This window comes from Nocardiopsis sp. TNDT3 (assembly GCF_003427465.1).
Classification (GTDB): domain Bacteria; phylum Actinomycetota; class Actinomycetes; order Streptosporangiales; family Streptosporangiaceae; genus Nocardiopsis; species Nocardiopsis dassonvillei.
In genome coordinates, this window is sequence record NZ_QPFC01000022.1 from 1 (window position 1) to 14,026 (window position 14,026).

At 73.3% G+C, this 14,026-nt stretch carries 13 protein-coding genes and 1 pseudogene; 7 read left to right on the plus strand and 7 right to left on the minus strand.

Going from position 1 to position 14,026, the window contains the following annotated elements; all coding sequences use genetic code 11:
- A partial coding sequence (locus tag DQW06_RS00530) for an NAD-dependent epimerase/dehydratase family protein (RefSeq protein WP_117197753.1) occupies positions 1–808 on the minus strand: 808 nt, incomplete at its 3' end.
- A 175-nt stretch (positions 809–983) separates the two neighbouring features.
- Here DQW06_RS00530 and DQW06_RS00535 point away from each other — a divergent pair.
- Positions 984–1,940, plus strand: a complete 957-nt coding sequence (locus DQW06_RS00535) for an AraC family transcriptional regulator (protein ID WP_013154552.1) — start codon at positions 984–986, stop codon at positions 1,938–1,940.
- A gap of 73 nt (positions 1,941–2,013) precedes the next feature.
- The gene (locus DQW06_RS00540) at positions 2,014–2,799 is read left to right on the plus strand and encodes a class I SAM-dependent methyltransferase (protein ID WP_013154551.1); all 786 of its coding nucleotides are present in this window, start codon (positions 2,014–2,016) and stop codon (positions 2,797–2,799) included.
- A gap of 557 nt (positions 2,800–3,356) precedes the next feature.
- On the opposite strand, the gene DQW06_RS00545 is transcribed toward DQW06_RS00540, so the two are convergent.
- Both DQW06_RS00545 and DQW06_RS00550 read right to left on the minus strand, forming a co-directional pair.
- Positions 3,357–3,815, minus strand: coding sequence for a GNAT family N-acetyltransferase (locus DQW06_RS00545; protein WP_083555308.1), 459 nt, complete (start codon positions 3,813–3,815; stop codon positions 3,357–3,359).
- Positions 3,816–3,958: 143 nt separating this feature from the next.
- Positions 3,959–4,588 carry an HAD-IA family hydrolase gene (locus tag DQW06_RS00550; protein ID WP_117197754.1) on the minus strand — a complete coding sequence of 210 codons (630 nt, stop codon included), beginning with the start codon at positions 4,586–4,588 and terminating at the stop codon, positions 3,959–3,961.
- Positions 4,589–4,790: 202 nt separating this feature from the next.
- On the opposite strand from DQW06_RS00550, the gene DQW06_RS00555 reads away from it, so the two are divergent.
- The gene (locus DQW06_RS00555; protein ID WP_013154547.1) at positions 4,791–5,027 is read left to right on the plus strand and encodes a hypothetical protein; all 237 of its coding nucleotides are present in this window, start codon (positions 4,791–4,793) and stop codon (positions 5,025–5,027) included.
- 69 nt (positions 5,028–5,096) lie between these two features.
- Here the strand turns inward: DQW06_RS00555 and DQW06_RS00560 are convergent, their stop codons facing one another.
- From DQW06_RS00560 to DQW06_RS00570, 3 genes are all read right to left on the minus strand, one after another.
- Entirely contained in the window at positions 5,097–5,933 is an 837-nt protein-coding gene (locus DQW06_RS00560) for a TIGR03619 family F420-dependent LLM class oxidoreductase (RefSeq protein ID WP_071622613.1), read from the minus strand.
- A gap of 141 nt (positions 5,934–6,074) precedes the next feature.
- On the minus strand, positions 6,075–7,121 hold the full coding sequence (locus DQW06_RS00565; protein WP_071622612.1) for an endonuclease/exonuclease/phosphatase family protein: 1,047 nt from the start codon (positions 7,119–7,121) through the stop codon (positions 6,075–6,077).
- Between the two features lie 124 nt (positions 7,122–7,245).
- A complete protein-coding gene (locus DQW06_RS00570) occupies positions 7,246–8,202 on the minus strand; it encodes a LysR family transcriptional regulator (RefSeq protein WP_013154544.1) in 957 nt (318 codons plus the stop codon).
- Positions 8,203–8,302: 100 nt separating this feature from the next.
- On the opposite strand from DQW06_RS00570, the gene DQW06_RS00575 reads away from it, so the two are divergent.
- From DQW06_RS00575 to DQW06_RS00590, 4 genes are all read left to right on the plus strand, one after another.
- Positions 8,303–9,313 carry an NADP-dependent oxidoreductase gene (locus DQW06_RS00575; protein ID WP_013154543.1) on the plus strand — a complete coding sequence of 337 codons (1,011 nt, stop codon included), beginning with the start codon at positions 8,303–8,305 and terminating at the stop codon, positions 9,311–9,313.
- 87 nt (positions 9,314–9,400) lie between these two features.
- Entirely contained in the window at positions 9,401–10,219 is an 819-nt protein-coding gene (locus DQW06_RS00580) for an aldo/keto reductase (protein ID WP_071622610.1), read from the plus strand.
- Between the two features lie 278 nt (positions 10,220–10,497).
- On the plus strand, positions 10,498–11,379 hold the full coding sequence (locus DQW06_RS00585; RefSeq protein ID WP_013154541.1) for an alpha/beta fold hydrolase: 882 nt from the start codon (positions 10,498–10,500) through the stop codon (positions 11,377–11,379).
- Between the two features lie 490 nt (positions 11,380–11,869).
- A complete protein-coding gene (locus tag DQW06_RS00590; protein ID WP_117197755.1) occupies positions 11,870–13,540 on the plus strand; it encodes a BCCT family transporter in 1,671 nt (556 codons plus the stop codon).
- Between the two features lie 15 nt (positions 13,541–13,555).
- Here the strand turns inward: DQW06_RS00590 and DQW06_RS29370 are convergent.
- Positions 13,556–14,026, minus strand: a pseudogene (locus DQW06_RS29370) (phosphotransferase); the annotation flags it as partial.

The window sequence follows — 14,026 nt, forward strand, 5'->3', positions numbered from 1 at the left end:
CGGCGGCCCCGGCCCGGCGGACGTACTCGGCGAAGTCCGAGGCCGGGCGGCCCAGCGCCTTCTCGACCCCGTCGGCGGGCTCGGCGTTGCGGCCGTCCAGGATCTCGCCGAACAGCTCGGTCAGCCCCCGGGCCACCTCCCCGGGCAGCCCCGCGGCGACCGCCCCGGCGACGAACTCCTCCGGCGGGACCCGGCGGCAGGCGACGGGGTACCCGGCGGCCCCGCCGATCAGACGGGTGGCCTCGGTGAACGTCAGTGCCCGGGGCCCGGTCAGCTCGTACAGCTCACCGGCGTGCCCGTCCTCCGTCAGCGCCCGGGCCGCGATCTCCGCGACGTCGTCGAGGTCCACGAACGGCTCGGGCACGTCCGGCACCGGCAGGGCCACGGTGCCCTCCAGGACCGGCCCGAGCAGGAAGCTCTCGGAGAAGTCCTGCGCGAAGACCGAGCAGCGCAGCACGGTCAGGTCGGGGAACACGCCGCGCACGGCGTGCTCCGCGCGCTCGGCCCCCTCCTCGCCCCGGCCCGACAGCAGCACCGCGCGCCGGACGCCGCTCCGGGCGGCACGGGAGGCGAACGCGGCGACGGCCTCGTCGGCCCCGGGAAAGGCCAGGTCGGGGTGGTAGCACAGGTAGACGGAGGCGACCCCCTCCAGGACGGCGTCCCAGGTGGCGGGTTCGTGCCAGTCGAAGCGGGGCCGACCGGAGCGGGAGCCGACCCGGACGTCGGCGCCGTGCTCGCGCAGCAGGCGGGTGACACGGCGGCCGGTCATGCCGGTGCCGCCGGTGACGAGGACGTGTTGTGTGGTCATGTCCCCCACTCCACCAGCCGGGGGCCGGACGGAACATAGCCAGAACGCTGGTGTGCATAAGCGTTCGTCTGGATCCGGCGCGGTCCCCGCTGTCCTCGGACGCGGCCCCCTCGGAGGAGCCCGCGCGTTCGGCGGCAGAGCCCCGAGCCCCCGTCCGCGTCACTAGGGTGAGGCCATGGACCCCCTCGTGCACCTCCTGGACGGACCACGCGCGCGCGGCGCCTTCACCCTGCGCACCGTCATGAGCCCGCCCTGGGGCATCGACATCCGCGACGAGGCCGCGCTCACCCTGGTCGTGGTCACCTCCGGGCGCGCCTGGGTGGCGGCGAACGGAGAGGAGGCCGAGGCCGGTCCCGGCGACCTGGTGCTCGTGCGCGGCCCGGAGCCCTACGTGATCGCCGACAGCCCGGGCCGGGAGCCCACCGTCACCGCTCTGCCGGGTGCGCGGTGCGTGGCCCGCGACGGCGCGGAGGTCCACGTGTCCATGAGCCACGGCGTCGGCACCTGGGGGAACGACCCCGACGGCACCGACACCATGGTCGTGGGCGCCTACCTGGACGACAGCGAGGTCGGCCGCCTCGCCCTGGCCGCGCTGCCGTCGCTGGCGGTGCTCCCCGAGGGCCGGGTCGACCCCGCGCTGGTGGAACTGCTCGCACGCGAGATCACCACCGGCCACGTCGCCCAGACCAGCCTCAACGACCGGCTCCTGGACTGCCTGCTGGTGATGGCGGTGCGCGCCTGGCTGGAGGACAACCCCGACAGCGCGCCCAACTGGCTCACCGCCCGCAGCGACCCCGTCGTCGCGCGGGCGCTGGAGCTGGTCCACGAGCGCGTCGCCGACCCCTGGACGCTGGAGTCCCTGGCGGGGGAGTGCGCGGTCTCCCGCGCCACCCTGGCCGCGCGCTTCCAGCGGGCCGTGGGCACCCCTCCGATGACCTACCTGCGCACCTGGCGGCTGACGGTGGCCTGCGACCTGCTCACCGCCAGCCCGGGGCTGGGCCTGGAGGCCGTGGCCGCACGGGTGGGCTACGGGAGCGCGTTCGCGTTCAGTTCCGCGTTCAAGAACCACACGGGCGCGAGCCCGTCCGCGTACCGGGCCGCCCGGGCCGAACGCGTGCCGCAGGAGGCCTGACGCGGTCCCGAGCCACGTGGTTGGGTAGGTCTTCCCGAGACCCGGGGCCAGGGCACGGCAGAAGGGGGACGCGATGACCGACAGCACCCAGGCGTTCGACCAGCTCAGCGAGGGCTATCGCCGTTTCCGGCCGGGATACCCCCGTGCCCTGCTCGACCGGTTGCGCGCCCACGTCCTCGCCGGTGAGCGGAGTTCCTGGCCCGAGCCCTGGCTCCTGCTCGACGTCGGCGCGGGGACGGGCATCTCCACCCGCGCCCTGCGCCGTGTCTTCGGTCCGGATCCTCGTGTGGTCGGCGTCGAGCCGGGGCGTTCCATGCGGGCCGCCGCCGCCGAGGAACCCGACGGGGTCGAGTACGTGGACGGCCGTGCCGAGGAGGTCCCCTTCCCCGACGCGTCGGCCTCCCTCGTGCTGGCCGCACAGGCCGTCCACTGGTTCGACCGGCCCGCCTTCTACGCCGAGGCCGCGCGCCTGCTCCTGCCCGGCGGCACCGTCGCGGTCCTCAACAACGACCGCGACTGGACGGCCAGTGCGTTCGTCGACGCCCACGAGAGCCTGATGGAGGAGTACGGCGACGACTACCGGCGCGACTACCGCGCCTACGACACCGTCGCCGAGATGGAAGCCCAAGACGGCCTTTCCAACGCCACCGAGTTCACCACCGCCTGGACGCGCGAACTCGACACCGCGGGCTTCGTCGGGAGCGCGCTGTCCTCCAGCAGGATGGCCGCCGTGGTCCGCGACATCGGCGAGGAGCGCACCCGGGCCGCCCTCACCGAGCTCGTCGCCGCGCACTTCCCCGACGGGAACGTGCGCGTCCCCTACGTCACGCGGCTCCACCTGGCCCGCCGGACGCCGTAGCCGCACGCCGGTGCCCGCGCAAGGGAGTCCGGCTGCTCCAGGTCACGGTTTCGGGCGACACATCGTAGGGGCGTCCCCGAGGCCAACACGGTTTGGCGCAACGAAGCGGCGGGGGCGCGGGGGAGTTCGGCGGCGACGTCCCCACACGTGCTGTGCACGGAACTTCCAGGACCTTTGCCGAGGGCGGCGTCCAGGGCATGAGCGGCGCGGCGGGCAAGTTTCCCGTCTGCTCGACTCAGAACCGCCTGGAGGTATGCGGTGCCGTTGTCGTCTGAGACGAGGGCGAGCACCCGATGCTTGGACTGGGTGTGCTCGCAGCGGAACTGGCGGGGAAAGGGAAGCGGAAGCCCGCTATCGGACATGGTCCAACCTCACAGCGAATATCGCGCCTTATCGAGCGCAGGAGTGTGGAACTCCGCTGGTGGGTGAGGTACGGCCACGCCCCCGGACGGACGAGGGGAGAGAAACCGCTGGTGCCCCCGATGCGATCAGCGACCCGTGCCGGCCAAGACCCGTGCTGTCCGTCTCATGTGGATGCGGCCAGGCTTCCGTAACGGTCAGCCGAGCCGCTTCTTGAAGCCGACGTGGGAGGCGGTGTACCCCAACCGCTCGTAGAAGCGGTGGGCGTCCTCCCGCGAGGCGTCCGAGGTCAGCTGGAGCATGGCGGCTCCCCGGCGGCGGGCCTCCTCCTCGGCCCAGGCCAGCAGGTCGGTGCCCAGACCGCCGCCGCGCACGTCCGAGTGCACCCGCACCGCCTCCACCTGGGCGCGGGTGGCGCCCCGGTGGGACAGGCCCGGCAGGAAGGTCAGCTGGAGGGTTCCCACCACCCGGTCCCCGCGGCGGGCCACCGCCAGGAACTGGTGCGGGTCGGCGTCGATCACCTCGAAGGCCGCCAGGTAGGGGGCCGGGTTCCCGGGATCCTCGCGTCGGGCGCCCAGTTCGTCGTCGGCGAGCATGGCGACGATCGCCGCCACGTCCTCGGCGCGGGCCCGGTCGATGGTGATGCCCTCGTTCAAGGGTGCTCCGTTCGTCGTCAGGTGTTCCGGCGCCGCCGGACGCGGTCGCCGGGGCCCGCCCCGAGCGGTTCCGGGGGAGCGAGGGTCCGGCCCTCCGGAGCGCTCGCCCGCGGCGCGGGCGGGGTCGGTCCGGGGCGGGGGGCTTAGGGGAACAGCAGCGCGGCCACGGCTTCGAGGTCCGCCACCACGGTGGTCGCGTGCGCGAGGTCCCCGGGGTCGGTCGTGGAGGCCACGGCCACCACGGGCATGCCCGCGTCCAGGCCGGAGCGGACGCCGCTCACGGAGTCCTCCACCACCACGCACCGCCCGGGGGCGACCCCCATGCGCTCGGCTCCCAGCAGGTACGGGGCCGGGTGGGGCTTGCCCCGGGCCACCTGGTCGGCGGTCACCAGCACGCGGGGGAGGGGCAGCCCCGCCGCCGCGATCCGCGAACGCGCGATCCGGTCGCTCCCGGACGTGACGATCGCCCAGGGGCGTCCGTGCGCGTCGAGTTCGCTCAGGAGTTCGCGTGCGCCGGGCACGCCCCGGACGCCGTCCCCGGCGGCGGCCTCGTGGTCCTCGATCCGCGGCGCCTCGGCCAGCGGGTCCAGGTGCGGGGCGAAGAGGCGGGCCAGGTCCACGTCGGTCCGCCCGTGGTGGTGTTCGAGCACCGCGCCGACGTCCAGGCCGCGTTCCACGGCCCACGCGGTCAGCCCCGCGCGGATGCTCGCCGTGGAGTCCACCAGCACGCCGTCCAGGTCGAACAGCACGGTCGCCTCGTCGTAGCCGCCCACGTCACTCCCTCGTCCGGTTCCCGCCAGGCACTCCAGGGTGCCATCCGCGACCGCCGGGGCGTCGGCGGCGGTACCCCTGCCGGAGCGTCGGGAGCGGGGACCGGCCGGATCCGGCACGGCAGCCGGCCGTCCTCCGCCTGTCCGACGAGGACGCGCCCGGAGACGGGTGCGCCACCACGGGCATGTCAATTACAGTTGACCCATGGACGCCGAACAGCTGACCGCCCTCGCCCGCACCACCGGAGCCGACGACCCGCTGGTGGGTCTGGACGCCACCGTCCAGCTGCGCAGGGAGATGGAGCGGGTCGAGGCCGTCCTCGTCCGCCGCGCCCGCAACCGCGGCTCCACCTGGGCCGAGATCGCCGGGGTGCTCGGCGTGTCCAAGCAGGCCATCCACAAGAAGTACGGAGGCCGCGGGCTCTTCGGCGGGCAGGAGTAGGAACGCCGCACCGGCCCGGCACCGCCGGTCGGCGCGGTGCCGACGCCCGGCCCGGCCCGGTGCCCCCTGTCAGCGCAGTGCCGCCGCGAACCGCTCCATCCTCTCGCCGAAGCCCTCCGCGTCGCCGAACCACACCGCCACCGCGTCCGCTCCGGCGGCCGTCAGCTCCCGGAACAGCCCGACGGCGCGTTCGAACTCCTCCTCGCCACCGGACCAGGCGATCCGCGTTCCCGCGCGCACCGGCCGCGGGGTCAGCTCCCGCAGCCGGTTCCGGGCCTCCACGAACCCCGCCGTGTCCAGTCCCACGCCCTGCCACACGTCGGCCCACTCGGCGGCCCGCCGCAGCGCCCGGTCGGACGTGCCGCCCACCATCACGGGTACGCGCCGCGCCGGACGGGGCGCGAACACCCCGCGTTCGTAGGAGTGGAAGCGCCCCTCGAACGGCCCCTCGCCCTCGAACAGGTGCCGCAGCAGCCGCAGCGTCTCGTCGGTCCGGGCGCCGCGCGTGGCGAAGTCCGACCCCACGGCCTCGAACTCCTCGCGCGACCAGCCGGTCCCCACGCCCAGGACGAAGCGCCCCCCGGACAGGGCGTCCAGGGTCGCCACCTGCTTCGCCAGCACGAACGGGTCGCGCATCGGCGCCACCAGCACCGACGTGCCCAGTCGGATCCGCCGGGTCAGGGCCGCCAGGTGGGCCAGGGCCACCAGCGGCTCGTACACGCCGCCGAAGGTGCGGCCGTACGGCGCGGGCGGCAGCAGGTGGTCGGGCAGCCACACCGCGTCCACGCCCAGCTCCTCGGCGCGAACCCCCAGTTCGACGAGGGTTCTCGGTGACATCCGCGCGGACTCGTCGGGCAGGACCACCTGGAGGGGCGTTCCCGTGATCGGTTCGGTCAACTCGCTCATGGAGTGACGGTAGACGGTGCCACCGGTGTGAGGGCGAGGACGGGCCAGATGTTCCCGTACCGTCCTCGCCGGAACGCCGGAACGCCGGAACGCCGGAACGCCGGAACGCGGGAACGCGGGAACGCGGGAACGCGGGAACGCCTACCGGGGCGAGGGCAGGGACACCTCGACCAGCACCGCCCTGTGGTCGGTGCCGGTCACCTCCACGACCTCCAGGCCGTCGACGCCCATCCGGGGGTGCACCAGCACGTGGTCGATGGCCAGGCCCGGCACCGCTCGCCCCACCGGCCACGTGGGCTCCAACCCCTCACCCAGGACCGCGGCCGAGCTCAGGTACCCCGCCTCCAGGACCTCGCGCAGCGCCGCGTGGTCGAGCGTGGCGTTGAAGTCCCCGGCCAGGACCCGCATCGTGTCCGGGTCGCCCACCTCGGCCAGGCCCTCCAGCTCCCCGCGCCAGGAGGCGGTGTAGGCGGGGGACAGCGGAGGCGGGACGTGCACCGACGTCACCTCCAGCACGTCGTCCTCCCCGTCCCCGTCGCCGTCCTCGGGCAGCCGCACGACGGCGGTCGGCATCGCGAACGTGTCGTGGCCCGCCTCCCCGCCGCCGGTGTCGGTGAGCGGGAGGGCCGAGTGGACGGTGCTCCCGTGCACGCCCCGGGGGTCGGAGCGATCGACGGCGTGCGGCAGCAGGTCGTCCAGCCCGGCGGCGGACAGCTCGCGCACCAGGTCGGGGGTGACCTCCTGGAGGGTGAGCACGTCCACCTCCCGGTCGCGCACCAGCGACACCACCCGCGCCGCGTCGGCGCCGCCGCCGAGCGTGTTCAGGGTCATGATCCGCACGACCGGACCGCCCGCCGAGGTCACGCCGAACGGCACAGCGCGGGGCACGACCACGGCGGCCAGCGCCAACGTCACCGCGGTCAGGACCGCCATGGACCCCCAGCGCCGCAGCAGCCCGGCCACCACCGCCGCCAGCGGCGCGGCGGCCAGCGCGTAGGGCGTGAAGGCCAGCGCGGGCACCAGGGGCCAGCCCCGTTCCAGGCCCAGGACCCGCAGCAGGGAGAACACCGCGAGCCCCGCCGCGGCCAGCGCGACCAGGACCGTCACCGCGGGGGAGCGGCCGGAGGCCCCGGAGGCCCCACCGCCCGCCGGTCCCGTGCCGCTTCCCGGTGCCTGTACGCGTTCCATCGCCGTCCTTCCCGGAGCGGACGCCGCCGTCCGCCCTTCACCGGGTCAGGACTACACCACCGCGGCGGGGGGGCCGGGACACCGGCGTACCCGCCCCGGCGGCTCCGGGCCCCGGGCGGTCCCCTCAACAGGCGCGGGCGGCCGCCACCAGGCGCCGGTGCACCTCCTCCAGGCACGGGTTGTCCGCCACTCCCGGGCGCCGTACCAGGTACAACGTGGTGACCGGCGGCTCCTCCGGGGCCAGGAGCGCCACCAGGCGCCCCTCGGCCAGCGTCTCCCGGCACAGGTGGCGCGGCAGCACCGTCACCCCCGCCCCCGCCGTGACGGCCGACACCACCCCGCGCAGGTCGGGCGCGGTGACCGCGGGCGCACACGTCAGCCGCACCCCGAACACCTGCCGCCAGTAGCGGCGCAGGACCGACAACTCGTCGTCGTGGGCCACCAGCGGGACCGCGCACAGCGCGGAGGCGCCCTGGCGCAGGAGCCGGTCGCGGCCGATCCGGTCCGCCCACGCCGGCGACGCCACCAGCACGAACTCCTCGTCGGCGAGGGGTTCGGCGACCAGGGTCCGCCCCCGCGGCCGCACCGCGGACACCACCAGGTCGTGCCGGTCCCGGCGCAGCTCCTCCAGCAGGTCCTCGGCCGGACCGGTGCGCACGCGCAGCCGCAGGCCGCCCTCCACCAGGGGCGCGAGCGCGGGCAGCACCAGCGCGTGCAGCGCTTCGGCGGGGCCCGCCACGCGCAGCGGCGCGGGCGACGCGGACGCGCCGCCGCCGTCGCGCCCGGCGACCACCTCCAGCGCGTCCAGGGGCCCGGCCACGCGCGCGGCCAGGTCGTTGGCCTCGGCGGTCGGGGCCACCCCCCGGGGCAGCCTCTCGAAGAGGGGGTGTCCGAGCCGCCGCTCCAGGGAACGGATCTGGGTGGTGACCGTGGGCTGCGACAGCCGCAGCAACTGCGCGGCGGCGGTGAAGGACCCCGACCGGTGTACCGCCAGGAAGGTCCTCAACTGCTGCAGATCGAGCGGCCCGCCGGGCCGCGGATCGGCCGCCGTGCCCGAACCATTGACATTCCTATAGCTCACCTCGCCGATTTTATTGGTCGGTGAATGGGTGGTCGGACTAGTGTCTGTTCGGTCCGCGGGTCACCGCGCCAACACCCAGCGAAGTCACGGAGGTCACGTCATGTCCGTCACCAGCAGGGAGGTCCACCTGGTGGCCCGTCCCGTCGGCGAGCCCGAGCCCACCGACTTCTCCCTCGTGGAGACCACCGTCGCCGACCCCGGTCCCGGGCAGGTCCTGGTGCGCAACGACTGGATGTCCGTGGACCCGTACATGCGCGGCCGCATGAACGACGCCAAGTCCTACGTCCCCCCGTTCCGGCTCGGCGAGCCGATGGACGGCGGCGCCGTGGGCGTGGTCACCGCCTCCGGCAGCGACGACGTCCCCGTGGGCACCACCGTCCTGCACTCGGCCGGATGGCGCGAGTACGCGCTGCTGCCCGCGGATTCCGTGCGCGCGGTGGACGCCTCCCTGGCACCCGCCGAGGCCTACCTCGGCGTGCTGGGCATGATCGGCCTCACCGCCTACGCGGGCCTGACCGAGATCGCCCCGGTGCGCGAGGGCGACGTGGTGTTCGTCTCCGGCGCCGCGGGCGCGGTCGGCTCCGCCGCCGGCCAGATCGCCCGCCAGCTGGGCGCGTCCCGGGTGGTCGGGTCCGCGGGCGGCCCGGAGAAGAAGCGCCGCCTCCTGGAGGACTTCGGCTTCGACGCCGCCATCGACTACCGCGAGGGCCGCCTGGAGGAGCAGCTCGCCGAGGCCGCGCCCGAGGGGATCGACGTCTACTTCGACAACGTCGGCGGCGACCACCTGAGGGCCGCCATCGCCGCGATGCGCAACCACGGCCGGATCGCCCTGTGCGGCGCGATCTCCCAGTACAACGCCACCAAGCCCGAGCCCGGCCCCGACAACCTCTTCCTGGCCGTCGGCAAGCGCCTCACCCTGCGCGGGTTCATCGCCGGAGACCACGGCCACCTGATGAAGGAGTACGCCGAGCGCGCCTCCGGGTGGATCGTCGACGGCAGGCTGCGCAGCGAGCAGACCGTCGTCGACGGCATCGACAACGCCGTGCGGGCCTTCCTCGGCATGATGCGGGGCGCCAACACGGGCAAGATGCTGGTCCACCTCACACCCTGAACCGCTTGCCTGGAGTGCACTCCAGGTGGCCACCATGGGGGACCACCCCACGAGGAACAACGAATCCGCCACGACAGAAGGGCGCTCATGCAGCACGTCACGCTGAACAACGGCCTCACCATGCCCCAACTCGGGTTCGGCGTCTGGCAGGTTCCCGACGACGAGGCCCGGGCCGCGGTCGCGACCGCCCTGGAGACCGGGTACCGCAGCATCGACACCGCCAGGATCTACGACAACGAGCGGGGCACGGGCCGGGCCCTGGCCGAGTCGGGCATCGCCCGCGAGGAGCTGTTCGTCACCACCAAGCTGTGGAACGACGAGCAGGGCTACGACAGCACCCTCAAGGCCTTCGACGCCAGCCTGGACCGCCTCGGCCTGGACTACGTGGACCTGTACCTGATCCACTGGCCCTGCCCCGGGCAGGACGCCTACGTCGAGAGCTGGAAGGCGATGGAGCGCATCCACGCCGAGGGCCGCGCCAGGTCCATCGGCGTGTCCAACTTCACCGAGCAGACCCTGGACCGCCTGGTCGCGGAGACCGACGTCGTCCCGGTCCTCAACCAGATCGAGCTGCACCCCTACTTCTCGCAGGGGGCCATGCGGGCCGTCAACGCCCGCCACGGCCTCCTCACCGAGGCCTGGAGCCCGCTGGGCCAGGGCAAGGGGCTGCTGGAGGACCCGGAGCTGACCGCCCTCGGCGAGAAGCACGGCAGGTCGGCGGCGCAGGTCGTGCTGCGCTGGCACCTCCAGCTCGGCAACGTCGTGATCCCCAAGTCGGTGACCCCGTCCCGGATCCGCGAGAACTTCGACGTGTTCGGCTTCGAGCTGTCCGCCGAGGACATGGACCGGGTCTCGGCCCTCGACCGGGGCGGCCGGATCGGCTCGGACCCCGCCACGGTCGGCTGACCGGTGTGTTCCCGGGCCGGCGCCCGGTCCGGGAACACCCCCGCCGGGGCGGGGGAGCGGGGCCGGACACGGCTGGGAAGAGGCGGACGAAAACCCTCAGACCAGGGCGAACGGCTCAACAGGGGACACCCCATGCCGAGTGTGGATCTCTTTCGCGTGTCTGTTCGGACACTCCGAGCGTCCCCGAGTGGCGTGGTGCCGAACGGAGGCGTACAGTCCTCTCTTGGCGCGCCGACAAGCAAGGACGGCGGCCAGTCTCCTCTTAGGCGAAGCAGATCATGACCGTCGTCCCGCACCGCACCGCGCGCGTGTACCGCTCCGACAACGCCGAGCGCTCCGTGCACGCCTGGTGCCACAAAGCCCTGAGCCAGTGGCCCGAACTCGGACCCCTCCCGCCCGTGGAGACCCGTCTGGGCAGCACGCAGGCCTTCCGCTCCGCGGGCGGCCCCGGCACCCCGGTGCTGGTGCTCTCGGGTACCAACTTCAACGCGGCCGCCACGGTGCCCGCGGCCCGCGCGCTGTCCGCGGACCGGCCGGTGCTGCTGGTCGACCTGCCCGGGCAGCCGGGCCTGAGCTGCAGCCAGAGGGTCGGCGGCGCCAGGATCGAGACCTACGGCGCGTGGCTCGACGAGCTCCTGCCCCAGATCACCGACCGGCCCGTCCTCGTGCTGGGGCACTCGCGCGGCGCCGCCATCGCGCTCGCCTCCACGCCGTCCCCGCTGGTCGCCGGGATCCTGCTGCTCAACCCGGCCGGTCTGACCGCGGCCGGGGTCAGCTCCGAGTCCATGCGCGCCACCCTGCCGTGGATGATCCACCCCAACGAGCAGACCAGCGGGCGCCTGGTGGAGTTCCTCAGCGGCCCCTCCACCGAGTGCGACAAGCACCGGGCCGAGGCCGAGTGGCTGACCCTGGTGGCCCGGTACTGCCGCGCGGGATCCACCCCCAGCCCGCTGCCCGCGGAGCACTTCCGCGCCTGGGCCCACACCCCGGTCGCCGTCGCGACCGGGTCGCACGACCCGTTCTTCTCGCCAGCGCGCCTGCACGGCCCGGCCCGCCGGTTCCTGGACGCCGACGTCCACACCATCGAGGGCGCGGGGCACCTGTCGCTGTACGAGCAGCCGGAGCGTGTGCGCGAGCTGCTGGGCGCACTCGACTCCTGACCCCCTCCGTGCGGGGGCGGAGCCCGTCGCAGGGCCCGCCCCCGCCCCGGAGTGCCGGTCCCTCCGCACGAGGGCGGAGCCCGTCGCAGGGCCCGTCCTCCTCTTCCCAGCGCCCCGGCCCCTTCCGCGCCGGGGCGGAGAGCGCCGCGACGCGTGGTTCGCGGGCGTCGCCCGGCCCGCTCCGGGCCGACGTTCCGGGTCTTCTCCCCGCGGTTCCCGTGTGCGGTGACAGGGTGGTACGTATCCGTGCGAAAGCGCGCGTAGCGTACTCAACCCTGCAAGAACATGCCTAATGTGGCTTTCGGCATATTTAAACAGCGAGTTTTCGGTGTGTTGCTAATGGTGGCGGGTAAGGACGTTCCCGACTCTCCGCAAAAGGAAGGATAAACAGGGAACCCCGCCCAAGGACGTATCCTTGCCCGAGGTCGGTGCGGGCTGACGGGCCCTTGTCCCTCGACGAACGTCCCCGAATCACCAGAAAGCAATCGGCATGTTCCAAAAGCTGGCGCAAAGACTGGGGCTCGAGACGAACCCGGCGATCTTCTTCGTGTCCGCCGCGTTGACCATCGTTTTCGTGGTGTCCGCGATCTTCTTCACCGACACGGTGGACGCCGTCTTCGGAACCACCTCCGGCTGGATCCTCACCAACCTGGGATGGTTCTACATCCTCGGTGTGACCACCTTCCTCATCTTCCTGGTCTGGATCGCGTTCAGCAGGTTCGGGCGGGTACGACTGGGGCCGCCGGAGAGCACGCCCGACTACAGCAACTCCGCCTGGTTCGCCATGCTGTTCGCCGCCGGCATCGGCAGCATCCTGATGTTCTGGGGAGTGGCCGAACCCATCAGCCACTACGCCGAGCCGCCGCGCTCCGACGTCGGCCCGCAGACCATCGAGGCGGCCGAGGAGGCGATGGGCTTCACGCTCTACCACTTCGGCCTGCACACCTGGACGATCTTCTGTCTGCCCGGGCTCGCCTTCGCCTACTTCGTGTACCGCAAGGGCCTGCCCTTCCGGGTCAGCTCCGTCTTCCAGCCCTTCCTCGGGGACCGGATCAACGGCCCCATCGGGCGGACCATCGACATCGTCGCGGTCCTGGGCACCCTGTTCGGCGTCGCCGTCACCATCGGCCTGGGCACCCTCCAGATGAACAGCGGCCTCAACACCCTGTTCGGCCTGGAGGAGAGCCGCGTCAGCCAACTGATCCTCATCGCGATCGTCACCACCGTCGCCGTGATCTCCGTGGCCACCGGCCTCGACGTCGGCATCAAGTGGCTGTCCACGATCAACATCTACATGGCCGTGGGGCTGCTGGTCTTCGTCTTCCTCGCCGGCTCGACGCTCTACCTGGCCAAGGGGATCATCGAGACCACCGGCGTCTACCTGGAGATGCTGGTCCCGCTGTCGTTCTGGAACGACACCTTCGCCAACACCGGCTGGCAGGGCTCCTGGACCGTCTTCTACTGGGCGTGGACCATCACCTGGTCGCCCTTCGTCGGCATCTTCATCGCGCGCATCTCCAAGGGCCGGACCATCCGGGAGTTCATCCTCGGCGTGCTGGCCGCGCCCACCGCGTTCAGCGTCGTGTGGTTCAGCGTGTTCGGCCTGTCGGCCTTCGACATCGAGCGCAACCAGGGCGGCGGCCTGGTGGACGAGGTGGTCACGCAGGAGGACATCCCCGGTTCCCTGTTCGCCTTCCTGGAGCACTTCCCGCTGACCACGGTCGTGTCGGTGGTGGCCATCCTCATCGTCATCATCTTCTTCACCACGTCCTCGGACTCGGCCTCCCTGGTGGTGGACATGCTCTGCTCCGGCAAGAGCGACAACCCCACCCGGCAGCGGGTGTTCTGGGGGGTCACCGAGGGCGTCGTCGCCGCGACCGTGCTCACCGCCTCCGGCGTGGGCGGCCTGGACGCCCTGCAACAGACGATCATCGTGTTCGGGCTGCCCTTCTTCGTGATCGGCTTCTTCATGATGGTGGGGCTGGTGCGCTCGCTGCACGCCGAGTTCGCGGAGGGGTCGGGCCTTCAGCGCGAACGCAAGGCTCCGCTGGCCACCAGGGCGCGCAGGATCCAGCGGCGGTACCGGCGCCTGGGCGAGGCCGGGTCCCGCGCCGGCGAGCGCAATGGGGGCAACGGCACCGGTGACGGCGGTCCGCGGTAGGGGACACAGCGCCGCCACGGGCCAGAAGAAGGAGTTGACCCCGGCGCACAGCCGCAGCCGCTCGGGGTCGACGTCCTCCCGCCCGTAGGCGTCCAGGAACCGTTCGGCGTCCGACGGCCCGAACTGCGGGTTCATCGGACTGAGCAGGCTGCCCACCATGTCGGCCAGGTCCGCGTGGGGGTCCCCCAGTCCGGCCCGCCCCAGGTCCACCAGGGCCCAGCCGTCCGCCCGGCCGTCCCCGGCGGGTGGGGGGCCGTCCGGCCGTGCGGGACCGGGGACCCCGCCCGCGGACCGGTGCGTGCGCGCCGCAACGCCGCGCACGGCGCCGGTGTCGAGCAGCACGTTGGGCAGGCAGTAGTCGCCGTGGACCAGCGCGGTCCGTCCGGGGCCCAGGGCGCGCGCGAGACCGGCCAGCTCGGAGAGCACCTCGGCGGCGGGCGGCCCCTCCTTGCCCGCGGCGGCCCAGGAGCGTTCCACCAGCCCGGA